Consider the following 20,454-nt stretch of genomic DNA (forward strand, 5'->3'; position numbering starts at 1 on the left):
CCGGGTGGTGGCGCCATCGCCCGGAAGGGCCCCCGGTCCATACGTTTGTCAGGCCGGAGCAGTCGGACAGTTCGCGCATCCGGCGTACCCGTCGTCCTTCGCGCTCGCGCGCATCCGGCGCACCCGTCATCGACAGACCGGAGACCCACCATGCCCCAGGGCACAGCCGTCCTCGTACCGCCCCCCGCCCCCGCTGCCGCCCGGCCGGCGGGAAGCGAATTCGCCCCGCTGCTGCGGACCGTCAGGGAACAGGGGCTGCTGGAGCGCCGCACCGGCTGGTACGCGCGCGGCATCGTCGTGAACCTCATGGCCCTCGCCGCAGTCGTCGCCGGCGTGGCGCTGGCCGGCGGCTCCTGGTGGGTGCTCCTCCTCGCACCGCTGCTGGCCCTGTTCTCGACCCGCGCCGCCTTCTTCGGCCACGACGCCGGGCACGCGCAGGTCGCCGCGGACCGCCGCACCAACCGCATCGTCCAGCTGGTCCACGCCAACCTGCTGCTCGGGATGAGCCAGGAGTGGTGGAACGACAAGCACAACCGGCACCATGCCAATCCGAACCACCTCGACAAGGACCCCGACGTCGCGGCCGACGTCCTGGTCTTCAGTGAGAAGCACACGGCGGGCCGCGCGGGGCTGAGCGGCTGGCTCACCCGTCACCAGGCGTGGCTGTTCTTCCCGCTCACCACGCTCGAGGGCATCGCGCTCAAGGTCTACGGCTTCCGGGCCGTGTTCTCCCGGAGCACAGGGGGGCGCCAGTCACGCGGGGAGCGTGTCCTCGAGGGTGTGATGCTGATCGCCCACGTCGCCGCCTACGGGGCCCTGCTGCTGACCGCCATGTCCGTCGGGCAGGCCGTGCTCTTCGCGCTCGTGCACCAGATGGTTCTCGGCCTGCACCTCGGCATGGCCTTCGCCCCGAACCACAAGGGGATGGAGATGCCCGACGAGCAGACCGGTACATCCTGGGGCCATCTGCGCCGCCAGGTCCTCACGTCCCGCAACATCCGCGGCGGCCGTGTCACGGACTGGTTCCTCGGCGGTCTGAACTACCAGATCGAGCATCATCTCTTCCCGAGCATGCCCCGCCCGCACCTGAAGCTCGCCCAGCCGCTGGTGCGTGCGCACTGCCGGTCGCTGGGCATCCCGTTCACGGAGACCGGGCTCGTGGAGTCGTACCGCCAAGCCCTCACCCACCTGCACGAGGTCGGCGCGCCGCTGCGTGCCGCTGCATAGTGGAACTCTGGGGCGGGTGCGTACGTTCTTCACAGCAGGAGCGGCCACGGCCGCGGAGGAGGCGTCGGAAATGTCGACACGTACGAAGATCGTGATCGGGGGAGTGGCCGTCGGCCTGCTCCTGATGCCGCTGCTCGGATTCTGGCTGTCGCTGCTGGTGGTGCTCGGTGTGCCTGCCGTGGCGTACCTGATGCTCGACCCGAGCCAGCGCCGCAGGCTGCGGCGTGTGTCCCACAAGGAGATCGGCCGCTGACCGCCGCGTCGGCGACCCGCTGACAGGCACCCGGGCCCGAGGGCTCGGGTGCCTTTGTGCCCGGGGCGCGGGGCGCCTTCGCGTTCCGTTGCTCCGTCGTTGCGCCGGGAGGAGCACTCCGTTGCTCCGTCGTTCGCCGGGAGGAGCCGACCGTGGGGTCCGGTGCTGCCGCACGCGACTCACGAGGGGTGGACGGCCACCTTCTCCAGCGCCTCCAGCAGCCCCGGCAGCTCCGGGCCGCGGCCCACCGGAACGACCTCGCCCGGCTCCTCGTCCAGCAGCAGGAACGCGATGTCGTCGGTCCTGGCCACCAGTGACCACCCGGGCCCGTCCGCGCGCAGCGTCCTGGCCCCGCCCGGGGCGAACGACGAGCGCACCCGGCCCGGCGGCGGGGCCGTCTCCACGTAGGCCCTGGCCTCCTCCAGGGCGCGGCGGACGATCTCACGCGGCGGTGTGCGCTCCTTCCCCGTTCGGCCGGAGGCGGTCCCCGCCTCCACGTCGTCGATCCGGGCCCGCCACTGCGCCCACTGGAGGGCCACCTCGTCGGCGCCGAGCCGGCGCTGGGCAGGGCCCCAGATGTCCGGATCGGGCGGGGCCAGCGGCGGCCGGTCGCCCTCCTCGGGGACCGGGTCGTGCGGTGCAGGCACTCCCGGCGCGGCGACCGCGACGGCCAGCGGCCAGCCCGGCAGCGCCGCCACCACACTCTGCTCGCCGGGGGAGAGGTCGTAGTCCATCCCGCAGTCCCACGAGGCGATGGCGACGGCGACGAGGGACACGTCGTCGACCACGACCGTCCAGCGGGCGCCGTCGGAGTCCTGTCCGAGGACGAGCCCGTAGCCCTCGGCGCACGGCTCGACGGCCAGCGCCCGGCACGCGGCCGGGTAGTCGTCGCCGAGCACACTCGGGAACTGCGCCGGTGTGAGCAGCACCGCGGTCAGCACGTACAGCGAGTCGTCGTCGACGGTGTCTTCCACGCCGGCCACGGCCACCTCCCCTGCCCATCGTTCGTCGGCGCACCTTAACCAGTGGGTAACCCGCACGTCGAGGGCGGGCAGCGGCCAATTCGATCCCGCCTGCTCCGCTCGCGAGGGCCGGAGAGGCTCCGGTGCCACGGCCTCCACCGGCTCGTTCCGCTCCCCGGCGGGCTCCGCGGGCTCGGAGACCCTGCGAAGCAGCCGCCTGCGGCCTGCCGCCCGCCGCCCGCCGTCGGTCGGCATCGGGACGTGACGGGGCGTGGCGACGGCGCCGGGCCGGGTCCCCCGGGTAGGCAGCCTGCCTTCTCCAGCCGCTTGACCGCCGGGTGGACGGTGCTCTCGGCCACGGGCCCACGAGACCGGTCAGTGCGGCGACGTGACCGGTCGGCGTGGCGACGCGCTGACGATGTTCGCAGCCGGGCAGCGGCGTCTCGGGCAGGAATCGGCCACCATGTGCCTCGCCGACGCCCTCGCGCTGCACCGCGGTGCCACGGGTCCGGTCCGGGGCACGCGGCCCACCGTGCGCCGGATGTTCATGGAGCCCGTGGTGGACCGCACCTGCTCCTGGGGCAGCGCAGCGGAGAACTGCCCTGCCGCGACGAGCTGGTGCCCCATGGCGTGCGGGTGGTGACCGTCCCGGGCGCGGGCCACCACGTCATGTCCGACGGCCCGACGCCTTCGCGGCGCGCCGAACACCCGGCCCCGGGTGGGCGTTTCAGCACCCAGTGCCGGCGTCTTCACACTGGGCGGCTCTCCGTGGCGTCCCGCCGGCGTACCGCCAGTGCGAGAAAGCGGTCGTCCTCGTCGGTGCAGGAGGTCAGCCGCCAGCCCGAGCGGGAGAGCAGAGGACGGAGGTTGGGCTCGGCCCGGAGGTCGTCCGGGGTGATCTGCCGTCCCTGTCGCGTGGCGAGCGCGGCCCGGCCGACCGGGTGGAACAGCGCCAGTCGGCCGCCCGGACGTACCACCCGGGCGAGCTCCCGCAGGTTCTCCGCGGGCTGCGGGAGGTGGGAGATCAGCCCGGCGCCGAAGACCGCGTCGAGCGAACCGGTGCGCAGCGGCAGCCGGGCGACGTCCGCGAGCAGCAGCCGTCCGCTGCGGTCGCGTCCGGCGAGCCGGGCGGCGGCCAGCATCTCGGGCGTGAGGTCGCAGCCGAGGACCGTGCCGGACGGGCCCACGGCCGACCTCAGCGGTTCGAGGGCGCGTCCCGTGCCGCAGCCCGCGTCCAGGACACAGTCGCCCGCGCGCAGCCCCATCTCGCCGACGGCGGCGGCGTAGGCGGGGCCGTCGTCGGGGAAACGGCTGTCCCAGTCAGCGGCCCGGGCCCCGAAGAACTCCTGCACCCTGGTGTGGTCGTGTCCGCGATCGTCGGCCATGGGCACGATGATCCGTCACGGGGCCTCCCGCGTCACGGCATGCCGCTGCCGTGCCCGGATGGCGGCGCAGCACACGGTCTACTGTGCACACGTTCGAGCGCGGCACGATCGTTCAGAAACATCTCTCTGTCATATTCCGGCAGCTTTCGAACTGCGCCCCAAACACGCGCCCCCTACAGGGCTAGCGTCCCTGAGCCATGGGACACCTGGACCACGCCGCCTTCGGCCTGCTGACACCCGCGCTGTCGTACCTGATGGCTGTCGTCGGCGCCGCCCTCGGGCTGCGCTGCACCGTGCGCGCACTTTCGGCCACCGGTCGATCCCGGCGCAACTGGCTGATCACCGCCGCCTCCGCCATCGGCACCGGCATCTGGACGATGCACTTCGTCGCCATGCTCGGTTTCGCCGTACGCGGCACAGACATCCGCTACAACGTGCCGCTGACCATTGGCAGCCTCGTCGTCGCCATGCTCGTCGTCGGCGGCGGTGTCTTCTGCGTCGGCCACGGCCGCGACCGGGTCGGGCCCCTGCTGATCGGCGGACTCTCCACCGGGATCGGCGTCGCGAGCATGCACTACCTGGGCATGGCCGCACTGCGGCTGCACGGCACCGTGCACTACGACCCGCTCCTCGTGGCGCTGTCCGTGGCTATCGCGGTGGTCGCCGCGACGGCGGCGCTGTGGGCGGCACTCAACATCAAGTCGCCCGTCGCCGTGGCCGTCGCGTCGCTCGTCATGGGCGCGGCCGTCAGCAGCATGCACTACACGGGAATGCTCGCCGTCAGCGTCGAGGTCGCCCCGGCCACCGGACACCTGGCCGGAGCCACCGCGATGCAGTTCATTTTCCCGCTCACCGTCGGCCTCGGTTCGTACCTCTTCGTCACCTCCGCCTTCGTCGCACTGTCTCCGACGGCCGGCGAACGCGACGCATACACCCGGGCCGGGGCAGGGTCCGGGTTCGAGCCCGAGGAGCCCGCCCCGGCCCCACCCGCCGGGAACGCCACCGCCGTCTGACGTCTGCGGGCGGCCTCCGGCTCGAGGGACGGACCCCGGCCGTGATCCGCCGGGCGGGCCCCGGGCCGGTCCGGGCGCCGCCGCCGCTGCCGTGCCCAGGAAGCATCCGGAACGAGGAGCTCATGCCCACACCCCGTACGACCCCGGGCGGCCGGACGCCGCTCCCGCACCCACCGCAGGCCGGGCCGGCGGTCCGCGGCCGGCGCGCACACGCCGGACCGCCGGCCGTCGAGCACACCGGACACGAACCTCCCCCCGCGCCGGCCCCCTCGCGACACTCCCGGCGGCGGCTGACGCGGCCTCCCCGGACCGTTCGGGCGAAGGTCATCTCGCTGCTCATGGTTCCCGTTCTCTCGCTGCTGGCCCTGTGGGGGTTCGCCACCGTGACCACGGCCCAGGACATGGCCGGGCTGCGGCAGACCCAGCACATCGAGGAGGAGGTGATGTCTCCCACCGCCACGGCCGTGACCGCCCTCCAGGCAGAACGGCGGGCCGCCCTGCGGCAGCTGGCCGACCCCTCCGACGAGCGGGAGGCCGCTCTCCGCCTCGAGACCCGCCGCACCGACGACGCGGTCGGCCGGCTCCGCCTCGGCGACGAGCACACCGTCGCCGACGGCGGTGGCATGCCCGGCGGCGTCGCGCGGCGGCTCGGCCGCTTCGTCGCGCGGGCAGCAGCGGTGCGAGACGCGCGCGGCGCCGTCCTCGACGGCAAGGCCGACTGGGACCAGGTGTACGGGGCCTACACCGACGCCGTCACCGCCGGGCTGGATGTGGCCGGCGCCGTCGCGGGTGTCCAGGACTACGGGCCGGGCGCGGACGCCCGCGTCCTGCTCGAGTTCGCCAGGGCCGGCGAGATGCTGGCCCGCGAGGACGTCCTGGTGACCTCCGCACAGAGCGCCGGGACCTTCGACGCACAGCGTCTGCGGACCTTCACGGGCACCGTCGCCACTCGTACCGCACTCGCCGAAGGGGCCGCCGCGGACCTGCGCGGCCCGGAGCGAGCCGCCTGGCGCGAACTCACCGCACGGTCCGAGTATCGGCAACTGCGAGCCGCCGAAGACCGGTTGCTGACCGCCCCGCCCGGCCGGAAGGCGGCCAAGACCGTCCCCGCCGCCTGGGACCAGGCGTACACCGCCGTCGCCGAAGGGATGCGCGACATCGCCAACCGGGCGCGCCGCGCCGCCGCCGACCGCGCCGACCCCCTTGGCGGGGGCTTCCTCACCGGCGCGGGCGGCGCCGTACTGCTCGGCCTCTTCGCCGTCGTGATCTCTCTCGTCATCTCCGTACGCATCGGGCGGGCCCTCGTCGTCGAACTGGTCGCCCTGCGCAACAGCGCGCTCGAGATAGCCCGGCGCAAACTGCCACACGCCATGCGCCGGCTGCGCACCGGCGAACAGATCGACATCCATGCGGAGGCCCCACCGGGCATTCCGGCCGAGGACGAGGTCGGACAGGTCTCCGAGGCGCTGAGCACGGTGCACCGGGCGGCCCTCGGCGCCGCCGTCGAACGCGCGGAACTGGCCGGTGGCATCTCCGGCGTCTTCGTCAACCTCGCCCGCCGCAGCCAGACCCTCGTCCACCGCCAGCTCACCCTGCTCGACGCGATGGAGCGCCGCGCCGACGACCCCGGAGAACTGAGCGACCTCTTCCGGCTCGACCACCTCACCACCCGGATGCGCCGCCACGCGGAGAGCCTGATCATCCTCTCGGGTGCCGCACCGGGCCGGGCCTGGAGCAGACCCGTGCCCCTGACCGCCGTCGTCCGGGCCGCGGTCTCGGAGATCGAGGACTACGCACGCGTCGACGTGCGGCAGCTGCCCGAGACGGCCGTCACGGGCGCCGCCGTCGCCGACATCACCCACCTGCTCGCCGAGCTGATCGAGAACGCCGCCCAGTTCTCGCCTCCGCACACCAAGGTGCGGGTCAGCGGCGAGCCCGTCGGGAACGGCTACGTCCTGGAGATCGAGGACCGAGGGCTCGGCATGGGCAAGGACGCCCTGGCGGAGGCCAACCGCCGGCTCGAGGAGTCCGAAGCGCTCGACCTCTTCGACAGCGACCGGCTCGGCTTGTTCGTCGTCAGCCGACTCGCCGCCCGCCACGGCATCAAGGTCCACCTCCGCGCCTCGCCCTACGGTGGCAGCACCGCCGTGATCCTGCTCCCGACCGCGTTGCTGCAGAGCGCGCTGCCCGCCGTCGACGAGACGCTCGACGCCCGGGACGCACTGGATGTCCGTGAGGTGCAGGGCCGGGGTGCCCGCGACGCACTCGACGCACGTGATGTCCGTGACGTCCGCGGCCGGGGTGCCCGCCCCCATGACCTGCCCCGTAGCGAGAAGCCGCACCGCCCCGCACCCACGCCCCCCGCTCCCTCACTGCCCCGCTTCCCCCACGGCGACGGTCCCGCTGTCGGGTCCCCGCCCGCGTCGGCGCCCCCCACCCTGCGGGCGCTGCGGCGTCGGGAGACGGCTGCCGAGGCCGGTGACGGCGAACTCCCCCGGCGGGTGCGCCAGTCCCACCTCGTACCGCAGCTGCGCGAAGCACCCCGCCGGGAGGAACCCCGCAGCGCCGCGCCCGCCGACGACGGCCCCGCGCACCGCACCCCCGAACTGGTCCGCGACCGGATGACCGCGTACCGCGACGGCTGGACCAGAGGCGGCGGCAGCGCGCCGGGGCCGGTCGCACCAGGCACCGAAGGAGACCACGCATGATCGACCACGACACCGCCGCTGCACACCACCGGTTCGGCGACCTCGACTGGCTGCTGGACGACCTCGTACAGCGGGCCGGAGAGGTACGGCACGCGGTCGTGCTGTCCAACGACGGCCTGCCGGTGGGCGCGTCCCACGCGCTGAGCCGCGAGGACGCCGAGCACCTGGCCGCCGTGGCCTCCGGCTTCCACAGCCTGGCCAAAGGCGCCGGACGGCACTTCCGCGCCGGAGGTGTGCGTCAGACGATGGTCGAGATGGACGACGGCTTCCTCTTCGTGGCCGCCGCCGGCGACGGGTCCTGCCTGGCTGTGCTCACCTCCGCCACCGCCGACATCGGCCTGGTCGCCTATGAGATGGCCCGCCTCGTCAAACGAGTCGGCGAACACCTGCGCACCCCACCGCGCGTCGACGCGACATGAGCGGCGCGGACACCGCGCCCGGCGGAACCGGGCCCACCGGTAGCCAGTGGTACGACGCCGAGGCCGGTCCGCTGGTGCGCCCGTACGCGATGACCGGCGGGCGCACGAAACCGGGACCGAGCAACGTACGGTTCGACCTCATCGCCCTCGTCGTCGTCGACCCCGACGGCCCCCGGCCCGGCGACGAGTCCCTGCTCGGGCCGGAGCACCGGGTTCTGCTGAAGCTGTGCAGGTGCGAGACGCAGTCCGTGGCGGAGCTCGCCGCAGACGCCGATCTGCCCGTCGGCGTCGTACGGGTGCTCCTCGGCGACCTCCTCGAAGCAGGGTTCGTGAGGGTCAGCCGACCCGTGCCGCCCGCTCAACTGCCGGACGAGCGCATCCTCAGGGAGGTGATCGAGGGGCTGAGAGCGCTGTGACGCCACGTAGTCCGGGCGGTGCCGAAGGTCGTCGTGCCGCTGCCCGTATCGCATCCCGAGTCGTCGGGGACACCCGCCGACCGGCCCCAACTGACCGCCACGAACACCGGCCTTGCCGCCACGCCTCGCCCCCGCTTTCCCGGCCACCCACATCCGCGCTACCGCCGCCACTTGTTCCCGCCACGACGCACACCTTCGTTCCCGCCACGACTCACACCCGAGAGAAGCGACCGATGAACTCCCAGACTCTGGACAGCACCGGTGAGGACACCACCGCCCTCGCGCTGAAGATCCTGGTCGCCGGCGGCTTCGGCGTCGGCAAGACCACTCTGGTCGGCGCGGTCAGCGAGATCCGGCCGCTGCGGACGGAGGAACAACTCAGCAGCGCCGGCCGCACGGTCGACGACACGGACGGCGTCGATCGCAAGACCACGACGACCGTGGCCATGGACTTCGGCCGCATCACCATCCGTTCCGGACTGTCCCTGTACCTGTTCGGGACGCCTGGCCAGGACCGCTTCTGGTTTCTGTGGGACGAACTGTCACAGGGCGCTCTCGGTGCCGTGGTCCTCGCCGACACCCGGCGGCTGTACGACTGTTTCCCGGCCGTCGACTACTTCGAGCACCGCCGTATCCCGTTCGTCGTCGCCGTGAACGTCTTTCCCGGTGCCAGAACCTTCGCCGCCGCCGACGTCTCCCATGCGCTCGATCTCGACGGGGGAACACCCGTCGTCCTGTGCGACGCCAGGGAACGCGACTCCGGCAAAGAGGTCCTCGTCCGCCTCGTCGAGTACGCCGGGCGCATCCACACGACCCGCATGCTCGACTCCTGCGGGCCGCTGCATTGACAGGGCCGCCCGATTGACGGCATTGCCCGACGGACGCGGTCGACCGGGCTGCCCGGGGCACCTTGCCGTGCGCCGCCGCGTGCGAAAGGCTGACCGGGCGAACGCGAGGCCACGGGGAACGGAACAGCGGGGAGGACGATCGACCATGGCGTTGGACAAGGGACTCGACTGGCTGCTGGACGACCTGACGGAACGGGTCGACCACATCAGGCACGCACTCGTGCTGTCCACCGACGGCCTGGTGACCGGAGCGAGTTCGGGCCTCGCGCGTGAAGACGCCGAACACCTCGCCGCCGTCTCCTCCGGTCTGCACTCCCTCGCGAGGGGTTCGGGCCGTCACTTCCGGGCCGGCAGGGCACGCCAGACGATGATCGAGTTCGACGACGCCCTGCTGTTCGTGATGGCCGCGGGCGAGGGCAGTTGCCTGTGCGTGCTCAGCGACGCCGAGGCCGACATAGGCCAGGTCGCGTACGAGATGACGCTCATGGTCAACCGGGTCGGCGAGCACCTGGCGGTCGAGGCCCGTCAGCCTGGAGGCAGTCCCTTCTGACACGTTTGAACAGGGCCAGGACGAGTTGTCCACAGGCCGCGGCGGGATGTCCCCGTGTCGGGCTACGGTCGTCACCGAGAGTATTCGCAAGCTCGCGGGGGAGACCGACATGACCGTACAGCACGCTGTCACGACCAGCTTCGCGCCCGGCCGGGCCGCGCAGGAACTGGGCCTGCGGCGCGGCGAGTTCGACCTCGCGGTCCAGCTCGGGCAGGTGCCCGCGCTGCCCGACCGGTACGGCGGGCCACCACGGTTCGACCGGCGCGAGATCGAGCGGCTCCGGGGACGGCAGGGCTTTCCCGAGACCCTCCGGCACCGGCTGCGGACCGTCGGCACGGCCGACGGCGCGGCCCTCGTCTCGATCAGCCAGGGCAGGTTCCTCGGGTTGGCCCGCACGGGCCACCTCACACCGGTCCGTTTCTACGTCAACCGGTACCACGCCGTAGTGTGGCGCTATCTGGCCGAAGAGGTCCGGGGCCTGGCCCGCGACCACCCGGCGCTGCTGACCGGTGCCATGCCGCCGCGGGTCCGCGCCGCCCTGGCGGCGGGCGAGGACCGGCGCCCGCGGAACTGGCGGGGCAGGCGGCTCGGCCAGCTGCTGCGCCTCGGCACCGGCCCCTGGCAGCAGGCCGCGGCGATCGCGGCCGTGCTCGATCCGGTGACGATCGCCGAGGTGGTCCCCGATCCCTACGAACGCTCCTTTCTTCGGGTACTCCGTCCGGAGTTCGCGTCGGCGCGGCCGAAGTCGCGCGCAGGGCAGGAGATCGTGGAGCGCCTGCTGCGGGCCGACGCCCCTGACGAGATCCTGTGGCAGCGGACGAGCCTCGCCGACGCGTTACGGCAGGCGCGCGAGGACTCCCCGGCGCCACGTCCCACGCCCGGTCGTCACCGGCCGGAGCCCATGGCGGCCGACCACGCACGGCGCCGCCCGCCCGGCCACCCGCCCGGCCGCCGGGCCGGCTCAGAGGGGCCCGTCGCGACCGGGCCGAGGGCCCCTTCGCCGACGGCGTCGGTCCCCTCGCGGCGGGCGGGCCGGAGCCTGCTCGGGCGGCTGTGGCGGAGACGGACGGCGCGGGCGTGAAGCTGCGCTGTTGGCCCGCTTAAGAAAACCTCGATGGACGTGACGCTCCGAGCTGGGCAAATTGGAGCCCGTCCACTGACCGGGGCCGTATTTTCGATATCCGGTCACCCCGACCGCCCGTCCCCCATGCCTGGAGCCGCATCGATGAAGGCACTTGTCAAGCAGCATGCCGAGCCCGGCCTGTGGCTCATGGAGGTCCCCGAGCCGGAGACCGGCCCGGGCGACGTGCTCATCAAGGTGTTGCGCACCGGCATCTGCGGCACCGACCTGCACATCAGGTCGTGGGACGGCTGGGCCCAGCAGGCCGTTTCCACACCGAGGGTCCTCGGTCACGAGTTCGTGGGCGAGGTCGCCGCGGTCGGCGCGGACGTGAACGACATCGCGGTCGGCGACATCGTCAGCGGTGAGGGTCATCTGGTGTGCGGCAAGTGCCGCAACTGCCTGGCGGGGCGCCGCCACCTCTGCCGCAGCACCATCGGCCTCGGCGTCGGCCGCGACGGGGCGTTCGCCGAGTACGTGGCGCTGCCCGCGTCCAACGTGTGGGTGCACCGCACCAAAGTGGACCTCGATGTGGCCGCCATCTTCGACCCCTTCGGCAACGCGGTGCACACGGCGCTGTCGTTCCCGCTCGTGGGCGAGGACGTTCTCATCACCGGCGCCGGCCCCATCGGGATAATGGCCGCGGCCGTCGCCCGGCACGCCGGCGCGCGCAACGTCGTCATCACCGACGTCAGCGAGTCCCGGCTCGAGCTCGCCCGCAAGGTCGGAGCGACCCTCGCGGTCAACGTCGCCGAGACCGACATCGCGGCGGCGCAGCGGCAGCTCGGCCTCAAGGAGGGCTTCGACATCGGTCTGGAGATGTCCGGCCGCCCGGAGGCCGTGCGCGACATGGTCGACAACATGACGCACGGCGGCCGCATCGCGATGCTCGGCCTGCCCGCCCAGGAGTTCGCCGTCGACTGGTCCAGGATCGTCACCTCGATGATCACCATCAAGGGCATCTACGGCCGCGAGATGTTCGAGACCTGGTACGCGATGACGGTCCTGCTGGAGGGCGGCCTCGACCTCAGCCCCGTGATCACCGGAAGCTACGGCTACCGGGACTTCGACGCGGCCTTCGACGAGGCCGCCACCGCCCGCAGCGGCAAGATCATCCTTGACTGGACCGTCTGACCGCCCCGTACCCCCACGCCCCGCGTCCCCACGCCCCGCACTCCCGCGTCCCAACGCCCCGTACCCCCGCGTCCCCACGCCCCGCACTCCCGCGCCCCGCACCCAGGAGAAGCCTCATGTACGCGTCCGTCCGCGACGACCTGCGCGCCACGATCGACGAGATCCGCGACGCCGGTCTCTACAAGCCCGAGCGGGTCATCGGCACCCCGCAGAGCGCCTCCGTCGCCGTCACGGCCGGCGGTGCCCCCGGCGACGTCCTCAACTTCTGCGCCAACAACTACCTCGGCCTCGCCGACCACCCCGAGGTCGTCGCCGCTGCCAAGGACGCGCTCGACCGATGGGGCTACGGCATGGCGTCCGTCCGCTTCATCTGCGGCACCCAGGAGATCCACAAAGAGCTCGAGCAGCGCCTGGCCGCGTTCCTCGGCCAGGAGGACACGATCCTCTACTCCTCCTGCTTCGACGCCAACGGCGGAGTGTTCGAGACCCTCCTGGGCCCCGAGGACGCGGTCATCTCCGACGCCCTCAACCACGCCTCCATCATCGACGGCATCCGGCTGTCCAAGGCCCGCCGCCACCGCTACGCCAACCGCGACCTCGCCGACCTCGAGCAGCAGCTGAAGGACGCGCAGGACGCCCGCCGCCGGCTGATCGTCACCGACGGCGTCTTCTCCATGGACGGCTACGTCGCTCCGCTCGCCGAGATCTGCGACCTGGCCGACCGCTACGACGCCATGGTCATGGTCGACGACTCGCACGCCGTCGGCTTCGTCGGGCCCGGCGGCCGCGGTACGCCCGAACTGCATGGTGTGATGGACCGCGTCGACATCATCACCGGCACCCTCGGCAAGGCCCTCGGCGGCGCCTCCGGCGGTTACGTGGCCGCCCGCGCGGAGATCGTCGAGCTGCTGCGCCAGCGCTCCCGGCCGTACCTGTTCTCCAACTCCCTGGCCCCGGTGATCGCCGCCGCCTCCCTCAAGGTCCTCGACCTGCTGGAGTCCGCCGACGACCTGCGCGAGAAGCTCGCCGCCAACACCAAGCTCTTCCGCACCGAGATGGCGGCGGCCGGCTTCGAGATCCTGCCCGGCGACCATGCCATCGCACCGGTCATGATCGGCGACGCCGCCGAGGCCGGACGCATGGCCGAACTGCTGCTGGAGCGCGGCGTGTACGTGATCGGCTTCTCATACCCGGTCGTCCCCATGGGGCAAGCGCGGATCCGGGTCCAGCTGTCCGCGGCGCACTCCGCCCAGGACGTGAAGCGGGCGGTGGCGGCCTTCGTCGACGCACGCGCGACAATGGCCGGGTGATCGACCCCAGACGGCTGCGTATCCTGCGGGCCGTGGCGGACCACCGAACGGTGACCGCCGCGGCGTCCGCGCTCTATCTGACCCCCTCGGCCGTCTCCCAGCAGCTCAACGCGCTGGAACAGGAGACCGGCCACGCCCTGCTGATCCGCAGCGGTAAGGGCGTACGGCTGACCGCGGCCGGCGAGATCCTGCTCACCCACACCCACGCCGTCCTCGCGCAACTGGAGCGGGCGGAGGCGGAGCTCGCCGCGTACGCGGACGGCGCGGCCGGAGAGGTGAGCGTGGCCGCGTTCGCCACCGGGATCGCCGAGGTCGTGGCCCCGGCCATGATCCGGCTGTCCGAGGCGCGCCCCGGCATCCGCGTACGGGTACGTGACGCGGAGGGGGACGAGAGCCTGCCGCTCGTGCTCGACGGGGAGGCGGATCTCGCGGTCGCGGTGGAGTACCGGGGCGCTCCGGGCGCGGACGACCGGCGGCTCGCCCGGGTGCCGCTGTACGCGGAACCGTTCGACGCGGTTTTGCGCGCCGACCACCCGCTCGCCGCGACGGAGCGTGTGGAGCTTGCCGAGTTCCACGACAGCGACTGGATCGGCCCCTATCCGGGCAACCCCTGCCACGACATGGTGCTGCTGGCCTGCGAGCTGGCGGGTTTCGAGCCGCGCCTCGTGCACTCCTCCGACGACTTCCGGGCCGTCGTCGCCCTCGCCGGAGCGGGTGCCGGGGTCGCCCTTGTGCCCCGTTCGGCCCTGCGCGGCATGGAACTGCGCGACACGGTGGTGCGCCCCGTCGCGGGCCCGGCCGCCACGCGCCGCGTCTTCGCCGCGGTCCGTCGCGGCGCGGAGACCCACCCGCTGATCCGCCCGGTCCTCGAGACTCTGGCCGCCACGGCCCGGGGCCTCACGACCGACTGACCGGACGCCGTGCCGGGCCGCGGCCCCGCACCGGCCCATGTCTGCGCCGGCCCGCGCGGGCGCGGGCCGGCAGGTCCATCGTCGTCCCGGGCCGGGCCGCCGCCCCGGGCCCCTCCAGGACGTCAGGCGGACTCCGACTCGATCGCGTGCTTCAGGTTGTCCAGCGTCCTGCGGATGTTGCGCCGCTGGAACTCGGCGAAGGTGTGGCCCCGGGTCGCCGCCTTGTCGAACGCGACGGCGACGAAGTCGGGCCACGACCGCCGGTCGTCGATCCAGGTCTCCGTCACCCGCGTCCCGCCGCCCGCGACCGGTTGGAAGCGGTACTCCCAAGTGGCGATCCTGCCCGGGAGCAGGGGGCGCCTCCTGCCGATGGCCCGCACCCGAAACGCGAACCGCTCGCCCGGGTCGGCCGCCGTGACGGTGCAGCGCGTGGTCCAGCTGAACGGCCCACGGGTGTTGCGGCCGTCGAAGACCATCCCGACGTAGGCCCGTTCACGGTCGTCGTGCACGGTCGCACCGCGGTTCTCAGGGCTCCAGCGCCCCATCAGCGCAGGGTTGCTGACCTGCGCGTAGATCGTCGAGGGAGCGGCGTCGATCACGACGCTGTCCGAGACGCTGAATATCCGGGCCATCCGTACGACTCCGATCACCGGGGGCGCCTGACGCTACCGTGCCCCGCCCGGAGGACGGGCCGAGGGGGGTCTTCCTTCGCGTCATCGCCACACCGGCCAGGACGACGGCAGTCCCCGCCACCACCCGCATCCCGATCTTCTCGTCCAGCACGACGGCGCCCAGCGCGACGGAGACGACCGGCAGCAGATAGCCGACGCCGGCCGCCGTGGTCGGCCCCTCGTCCGCGATCATCCGATTGGTGAGGGCGAAGGTGAAGCCGGTCGCGAAGATGACCAGGACGACGACGGCGACGAGGCCACTCACGGAGACCGGCCCCGAGCCGGTACCGGCGAAAGGCAGGGCCGCCGCGCCCAGCGCCGTGGCGGTCAGCAGCTGGGCCGCCGAGAGCGCGAGGGGATCGCCCCCCTGACCTGTGAGCTTGCGCCCCATGTACGCGGAGGCCACGGCGTAGCTGAGCGCTGCCGCCAGAAGGGCGAGCGCGCCACCGCCGAGGAGTCCGCCGTGCTGTCGTCGCGTTCAGCACCCCCGCCACGCCCGAGTCGACCGACTGCTGCCCGATGGCGAACAGTGCGAACGGCAGCGCGTTGCAGAAGAAGGCCGCCACGGTGATCCTGCCCTCCGTGCGCCGGTCACGCGGCAACCGGCGGCCGGCCAAGCGGCAGCGCGGCGCGGCGCATCCTGCGGGCGAACGCCGAGTCCACCCGCTTTCCGCTGGGCGTCTTCGCCGCTGCCGAGTGCGCCGTCGCGGCGTCCGCTGCTGCGACGGCAGTGACACGCGTGCCGCGCCACGTTGCCTCAGACCACGGCGCCCGACCGGTCCCGCGCCCCCGCACGCTCCGTCGCGGGCTTCGCACGCCCGGACCCGCTTCCCTCCGGATGCCGGGACTGGAGCAGCAGTGCAACGGGCATCGCTGTGAACACGGTCGAGGCCATGCCCACCAGCACCCCCGCGATGAGGGCGACGGAGAAGTCGGTCAGAGAGTCACCGCCGAGGACGGCCAGCGCGACCAGGACGAAGAGCGCCCCCATACCGGTGTTGACCGTACGGGGGAGGGTCTGCGCGACTGCCCGGTCGGCCAGGTCGCCCAGCGGGACGGAGCCACCGGCCCGGCGCAGTTCGCGCAGCCGGTCGAGGACCACGACCGTGTCGTTGACCGAGTAGCCGACGACGGTCAGCAGTGCGGCGAGGAAGACACTGTCCACCGGCTTGCCGAGCCAGGCGAACAGACCCACCACCAGAATCACGTCCTGCGCCATGGCGACGACCGCGGCCGTGGCGAACGTCCACCGGAACCGCACCGACAGATACAGCAGCTGCGCGGCGACGGCGACACCGAGCGCGATCAGGGCGTACCTGCGCAGCTCGCTGCCGAGGCTCGGGCCGATGAGGTCGTCCCGCTCCACGGTGACCTTGCCCGCGACGCCGTCGAGCGCGGCACGGATCCGCTTCTGCTCGTCGTCGCCGCTCTCCTTGGTGCGCACGGAGATCCCGTCGCCGTCGGTGGACTGTACGACGGCGTCGGGGAACCCCGCGGAGACGACGGCCTCCCGGGCGGTGTCCGCGTCGACGGACCGCTCCGCCGCGTACTGCACGACCCGACCACCGGTGAACTCCACCCCGAACTCCAGCCCGCGCACCCCGATCCCGGCGACCGCGAGCAGCAGCAGCCCCGAGCAGACACCGATCCAGCGGCGCCGGTGCCGCATCAGCCGCGGTGGCTGCTTCGTGAGCCGGGCCCGCAGCCGCCCCGTCTTCGCCATGCCGGTCACGGCCGGCCGACGCCGGACGAACGGCACCCGCACCGCCCACTCCGCGAGCAGGCGGGTGATCACCATGGCCGACACCATCGACGCCAGTACACCGATGGCCAGGGTCACGCCGAAGCCCTGCACCGGCCCCGTGGCGAACACGAAGAGCAGCCCCGCCGCCAGCAGGGTGGTGATGTTCGAGTCGGCCACCGCGCTCCACGCCTTGGCGAAGCCGGTGCGCAACGGATGGCTCAGGTCGCGCGGACGGGTGCCGCCCCGGCCCGTCGGCCGGGTGTACTCCTCTCTCGCCCGTTCGAAGACCAGCACGTTGGCGTCCACGGCGATCCCGATCGCCAGCACGAATCCGGCGAGCCCCGGCAGGGTGAGCGTCGCGCCGAGCGCGACGACGGCGGCGTACGAGATCAGCCCGTACAGCGCGAGCGCGACCGTGGCGAGCAGACCGAGCAACCGGTAGACGACGATGATGAACACGCCGGTGCAGGCCAGTCCGATCACCGCGGCCAGCGCGCTCGCCCGGATGGCCTCCGCGCCCAGCGTCGGGCCCACCGTGCTCTGCTCGATGGTGGTCACCGGCACGGGCAGCGCGCCGCCCTTCACCACTGTGGCCAGATCCCGGGCCTCGTCGGCGGAGAAACCGCCGGTGATCTGCGTGGAGCCACCGACGATGCCCGCACCGCAGGGAACGCTGCTCAGCATGCCCGGCGCCGACACCACCTGGTCGTCGAGGACGATCGCGACCCTGCGCGCCGGATCCCCCGGCGCCGCGCAGGCAGCCTCACCGGTGACCTTCGCCCACTGCTTCGCGCCGTCGTCCCGAAAGGAGAGGCCGACGGTCCAGCCACGTCCGTTCTGTGTGTCGAGCACCGCCTCCGCGTCCTCGACCCCGTCGCCGGTGAGGGCGGGTGGGCCGAGCCGCAGGAACTGTCCGGGCGCGTCGGGGTCGGCCAGCACACGGGCACCGTCCTTCGCGGGGCCGCTCGCCGGTCCCGCAGAGGCTTCGGTGACCGGGTGGAAGGTGAGTTGGGCGGTCCGGCCGATGACCTCGGCGGCCTTGCGCGGGTCCTGAAGACCCGGCAGTTCGACGATGATGCGCTGCTCACCGGAGCGTGCGAGCGAGGGCTCGGTGACCCCGAGTCCGTCGATACGCCGGCGCAGCACCTCCATGGCCCGGTCGGTGGCGGCCGAGTCGGCCTGCACGGTGGGGGAGTCGCGGGTCTCGAGGACGATGCGGGTTCCGCCCCGCAGGTCGAGGCCGAGCCGGGCCGGGGTGGTCAGGGCGACGTACAGGGACACGGCGACGACGGCGAGCGCGATCAGCGCCCGCCAGAACGTTGCGCGAGATGACATGGGAGCTCCACGGGCAGCACGCAGGCGCGCCCGGCGCCTGCGGTTGAGGACGCGAGGGGAAGGGGCGCCGCGGCGCGCGTCGCGGGCATGCCGCAGCACCGGACGGCGGACGCCGGAGAACGTCAGCTGTGCCGGATGGAGGGAGGTCCGCGGATGTGCCGCGGGTCGTGCGGGCCGGACGGCGGCGTCCGCTCATGGCGAGGACGGGCCGTCTCACCCCCGCGCGGCGGCGCGAGGTACGGGGTGGCGATCCCACCGGGCAGGTCCGGTGCAGCGCCGGGCGGCGGCACGCTGTCCTCGACGGCGGCCGTCCGCCGGACCTTTTCCGCGGGCCGGGACTGCGGCCCGCCGTCGGTGGCGCGCTGCTTCGCCGCGAGGTGGCGCGGGGCGGCCGCGGGCGCCGACGCGACCGGCACGGCGGAGGTCTGCGCCCCGGGGCCCGTACCGGTGAGGACGAGGAACACGGACCAGAAGCCGAACAGGGCCGCGGGAAGAGCCGTCGCGAGGGAGGCCGTGAGGGCAGGCCGTACCCGTCCGCCCATGCCGCCCCTCCCTCACCGGTCACCGGGCCGCACCCGGACGTGTGCCGCCGCGCCCAGCGTAGGCGAGCCGAACGGGCCCACGGCCCCGGGCGGCCATCCAGGACGGAGGAGCCGTGCCTGGGGCAGGGTCCTCTCTCCTCCGGGTAGTTGGACGCCTGGTGGAAAGCGCCGTCACACCACGTACCCCGTGGCTTACGATCGCGGCGGGCGGTCGCGGACGCGGCCTTCCGCCCAACCACCCATGGAGGTCACCGTGTTAGGGACGGCCAGCGGCCACCGCACCCCCCGCAGCAGCTTTCGCGTTCGCGCCACCGCCGGCGTGATGGCTGCCGGGACGTTCCTCGCCGCCGGATGCTCCTCGGGCGAGGGACCGGGGACGGCGGCGGGCGGCGTTCCGGTGGTGGAGAAGGGCAAGTTGACGACCTGCACCCACCTCCCCTATCCGCCCTTCCAGTTCGAGAGGGACGGCAGGGTCGTCGGCTTCGACGTCGCGCTGATCGATCTCGTGGCGAAGAACCTCGAGGTGGAACAGGAGATCCTCGACACCCCCTTCGAGAACTTCAAGACCGGTGCGTTCCTGAACTCCGGCGAGTGCGATCTGGCCGCCGCCGGCATGACCGTCACCGATGCGCGCAAGAAGAACGTGGACTTCTCCGTCCCCTACTTCGACGCCACCCAGGCGCTGCTGGCCACCAAGGAGAGCGGCGTGACGTCGCTCGACGCCATCGAGTCCCAGAACAAGAAGCTGGGCGCGCAGGCCGAGACCACCGGCGAGAGCTACGCCACGGGAAAGGGCTTCGACCCGGTCGCCTTCGAGAGCTCGGACGCCGTACTGAACGGGCTGCGCACCGGCCAGGTCGACGCGGTCGTCATCGACTACCCGGTCGTCCAGGGCTGGCTCAAGGACAAGGCCAACGCCGACCGGTTCGTCCTCGGGCAGAACATCGAGACCGGTGAGCAGTACGGCTTCTCGGTGAAGAAGGGCAACGACAAGCTGCGGGCCGCCATCGACAAGGCGATCGAGGACGCCCGCGCCGACGGCACGTACGACAAGCTCTACGAGGAGTGGATCGGTCCGTTGCCCAAGGGCCGGTCGTGACCTCACGTCTCACCCGCCGCCAGCGTCGGCGGGTGTCGCGGGCCCTGCAGTACGCGATCTTCGTGGCGGTCCTCGTCGTGATCGGCCTGCTGGCCGACTGGGACCGGCTGCAGAACCAGTTCGCGCAGAAGGACCTCGCCTCCGAACTGTTCCCGGAGATCATCACGACCGCGCTGCGCAACACGGTGGTCTACACGGTCTCGGGCTTCGCCTTCGGGCTGGTCCTGGGCCTCGTCATCGCGCTGATGAGACTGTCGTCGGTCGCGCCCTACCGGTGGGTGGCGGGCGTCTACATCGAGATCTTCCGCGGCCTTCCGGCACTGTTGATCTTCATCTTCGTCGGGGTGGCAGTGCCGCTGGCCTTCCCGGGTGCGGAGATCCCCGGCGGTACCTACGGGAAGGTCGCCCTCGGTCTGGGGCTGGTCGCCGCCGCCTACATGGCGGAGACGATCCGGGCCGGAATCCAGGCGGTGCCCAAGGGACAGATGGAGGCGGCCCGTTCACTGGGCTTCTCGCACGGCAGGGCGATGGTGTCCGTCGTCATTCCGCAGGCGTTCCGCATCGTCATCCCGCCGCTCACCAACGAACTGGTCCTCCTCTTCAAGGACTCCTCTCTCGTGTTGTTCCTCGGAGTCACCCTCCAGGAGCGGGAGTTGACCAAGTTCGGCAGGGACCTGGCGAGCCAGACGGCCAATTCGACTCCGATTCTCGTGGCCGGACTCTGCTACCTCCTGGTGACCGTGCCCCTCAGCTTCGTGGTGCGCCGCCTCGAGGCCCGTGCCGGCAAGGCCGGGTGACGGCCGGTAT

Annotated in this window: 20 protein-coding genes and 1 pseudogene; 15 read left to right on the forward strand and 6 right to left on the reverse strand. The window is 72.6% G+C overall.

The window, feature by feature from the left end:
* The first annotated feature begins 150 nt into the window (after positions 1–150).
* Positions 151–1,227, forward strand: coding sequence for an acyl-CoA desaturase (locus AB0903_RS03510; RefSeq protein WP_366698547.1), 1,077 nt, complete (start codon positions 151–153; stop codon positions 1,225–1,227).
* Positions 1,228–1,297: 70 nt separating this feature from the next.
* Positions 1,298–1,480 (forward strand): hypothetical protein, encoded by a 183-nt coding sequence (locus AB0903_RS03515; RefSeq protein ID WP_366698548.1) that lies wholly within the window; start codon positions 1,298–1,300, stop codon positions 1,478–1,480.
* 179 nt (positions 1,481–1,659) lie between these two features.
* Here the strand turns inward: AB0903_RS03515 and AB0903_RS03520 are convergent, their stop codons facing one another.
* Positions 1,660–2,463: a hypothetical protein gene (locus AB0903_RS03520; protein ID WP_366698549.1), complete on the reverse strand. Its 804-nt coding sequence runs from the start codon at positions 2,461–2,463 to the stop codon at positions 1,660–1,662.
* A gap of 367 nt (positions 2,464–2,830) precedes the next feature.
* Between AB0903_RS03520 and AB0903_RS03525 the strand changes: the two genes are divergently transcribed.
* Entirely contained in the window at positions 2,831–3,085 is a 255-nt protein-coding gene (locus tag AB0903_RS03525; protein WP_366698550.1) for a hypothetical protein, read from the forward strand.
* A gap of 106 nt (positions 3,086–3,191) precedes the next feature.
* On the opposite strand, the gene AB0903_RS03530 is transcribed toward AB0903_RS03525, so the two are convergent.
* Positions 3,192–3,827, reverse strand: a complete 636-nt coding sequence (locus AB0903_RS03530) for a class I SAM-dependent methyltransferase (RefSeq protein ID WP_366698552.1) — start codon at positions 3,825–3,827, stop codon at positions 3,192–3,194.
* Between the two features lie 197 nt (positions 3,828–4,024).
* Here AB0903_RS03530 and AB0903_RS03535 point away from each other — a divergent pair, with 197 nt between their 5' ends.
* The 10 genes from AB0903_RS03535 to AB0903_RS03580 all read left to right on the forward strand — a co-directional run bounded on the left by AB0903_RS03535 (position 4,025) and on the right by AB0903_RS03580 (position 14,256).
* Positions 4,025–4,840, forward strand: a complete 816-nt coding sequence (locus AB0903_RS03535) for an MHYT domain-containing protein (protein WP_366698554.1) — start codon at positions 4,025–4,027, stop codon at positions 4,838–4,840.
* A gap of 122 nt (positions 4,841–4,962) precedes the next feature.
* Entirely contained in the window at positions 4,963–7,548 is a 2,586-nt protein-coding gene (locus AB0903_RS03540; RefSeq protein WP_366698556.1) for a nitrate- and nitrite sensing domain-containing protein, read from the forward strand.
* The gene (locus tag AB0903_RS03545; RefSeq protein ID WP_366698558.1) at positions 7,545–7,967 is read left to right on the forward strand and encodes a roadblock/LC7 domain-containing protein; all 423 of its coding nucleotides are present in this window, start codon (positions 7,545–7,547) and stop codon (positions 7,965–7,967) included. Before AB0903_RS03540 ends, AB0903_RS03545 begins: the two co-directional genes overlap by 4 nt.
* Entirely contained in the window at positions 7,964–8,383 is a 420-nt protein-coding gene (locus tag AB0903_RS03550) for a DUF742 domain-containing protein (RefSeq protein WP_366698560.1), read from the forward strand. The genes AB0903_RS03545 and AB0903_RS03550 overlap by 4 nt, the downstream gene beginning before the upstream one ends.
* 233 nt (positions 8,384–8,616) lie before the next feature.
* The gene (locus AB0903_RS03555) at positions 8,617–9,231 is read left to right on the forward strand and encodes an ATP/GTP-binding protein (protein ID WP_366698562.1); all 615 of its coding nucleotides are present in this window, start codon (positions 8,617–8,619) and stop codon (positions 9,229–9,231) included.
* A 145-nt stretch (positions 9,232–9,376) separates the two neighbouring features.
* Complete coding sequence (locus AB0903_RS03560) at positions 9,377–9,781, forward strand: roadblock/LC7 domain-containing protein (RefSeq protein ID WP_366698564.1); 405 nt, start codon at positions 9,377–9,379, stop codon at positions 9,779–9,781.
* A gap of 109 nt (positions 9,782–9,890) precedes the next feature.
* Entirely contained in the window at positions 9,891–10,862 is a 972-nt protein-coding gene (locus tag AB0903_RS03565) for a DUF6397 family protein (RefSeq protein WP_366698566.1), read from the forward strand.
* 144 nt (positions 10,863–11,006) lie between these two features.
* Positions 11,007–12,035 carry an L-threonine 3-dehydrogenase gene (gene tdh / locus AB0903_RS03570; protein ID WP_366698568.1) on the forward strand — a complete coding sequence of 343 codons (1,029 nt, stop codon included), beginning with the start codon at positions 11,007–11,009 and terminating at the stop codon, positions 12,033–12,035.
* A 116-nt stretch (positions 12,036–12,151) separates the two neighbouring features.
* Positions 12,152–13,345: a glycine C-acetyltransferase gene (locus tag AB0903_RS03575; protein WP_366698570.1), complete on the forward strand. Its 1,194-nt coding sequence runs from the start codon at positions 12,152–12,154 to the stop codon at positions 13,343–13,345.
* Positions 13,342–14,256: a LysR substrate-binding domain-containing protein gene (locus AB0903_RS03580; protein ID WP_366698572.1), complete on the forward strand. Its 915-nt coding sequence runs from the start codon at positions 13,342–13,344 to the stop codon at positions 14,254–14,256. Before AB0903_RS03575 ends, AB0903_RS03580 begins: the two co-directional genes overlap by 4 nt.
* A gap of 122 nt (positions 14,257–14,378) precedes the next feature.
* Here AB0903_RS03580 and AB0903_RS03585 read toward each other — a convergent pair whose 3' ends face one another.
* The 4 genes and pseudogenes from AB0903_RS03585 to AB0903_RS03600 form a co-directional block, all read right to left on the reverse strand.
* On the reverse strand, positions 14,379–14,888 hold the full coding sequence (locus AB0903_RS03585) for an SRPBCC family protein (protein WP_366698574.1): 510 nt from the start codon (positions 14,886–14,888) through the stop codon (positions 14,379–14,381).
* Positions 14,782–15,547 (reverse strand): annotated as a pseudogene (locus AB0903_RS03590) (DMT family transporter); the annotation flags it as partial. The gene AB0903_RS03585 and the pseudogene AB0903_RS03590, both read right to left, overlap by 107 nt.
* A gap of 137 nt (positions 15,548–15,684) precedes the next feature.
* A complete protein-coding gene (gene secD / locus AB0903_RS03595) occupies positions 15,685–18,006 on the reverse strand; it encodes a protein translocase subunit SecD (RefSeq protein ID WP_366698576.1) in 2,322 nt (773 codons plus the stop codon).
* Between the two features lie 122 nt (positions 18,007–18,128).
* Positions 18,129–18,548: a hypothetical protein gene (locus tag AB0903_RS03600; RefSeq protein ID WP_366698578.1), complete on the reverse strand. Its 420-nt coding sequence runs from the start codon at positions 18,546–18,548 to the stop codon at positions 18,129–18,131.
* Positions 18,549–18,870: 322 nt separating this feature from the next.
* Here AB0903_RS03600 and AB0903_RS03605 point away from each other — a divergent pair, with 322 nt between their 5' ends.
* Positions 18,871–19,647 (forward strand): ABC transporter substrate-binding protein, encoded by a 777-nt coding sequence (locus AB0903_RS03605; protein ID WP_366698580.1) that lies wholly within the window; start codon positions 18,871–18,873, stop codon positions 19,645–19,647.
* Positions 19,644–20,444 (forward strand): amino acid ABC transporter permease, encoded by an 801-nt coding sequence (locus AB0903_RS03610; protein WP_366698582.1) that lies wholly within the window; start codon positions 19,644–19,646, stop codon positions 20,442–20,444. The genes AB0903_RS03605 and AB0903_RS03610 overlap by 4 nt, the downstream gene beginning before the upstream one ends.
* Positions 20,445–20,454 lie beyond the last annotated feature (10 nt).

The sequence above is a fragment of the Streptomyces sp. NPDC048389 genome (assembly GCF_040706335.1).
Taxonomy (GTDB): Bacteria; Actinomycetota; Actinomycetes; order Streptomycetales; family Streptomycetaceae; genus Streptomyces.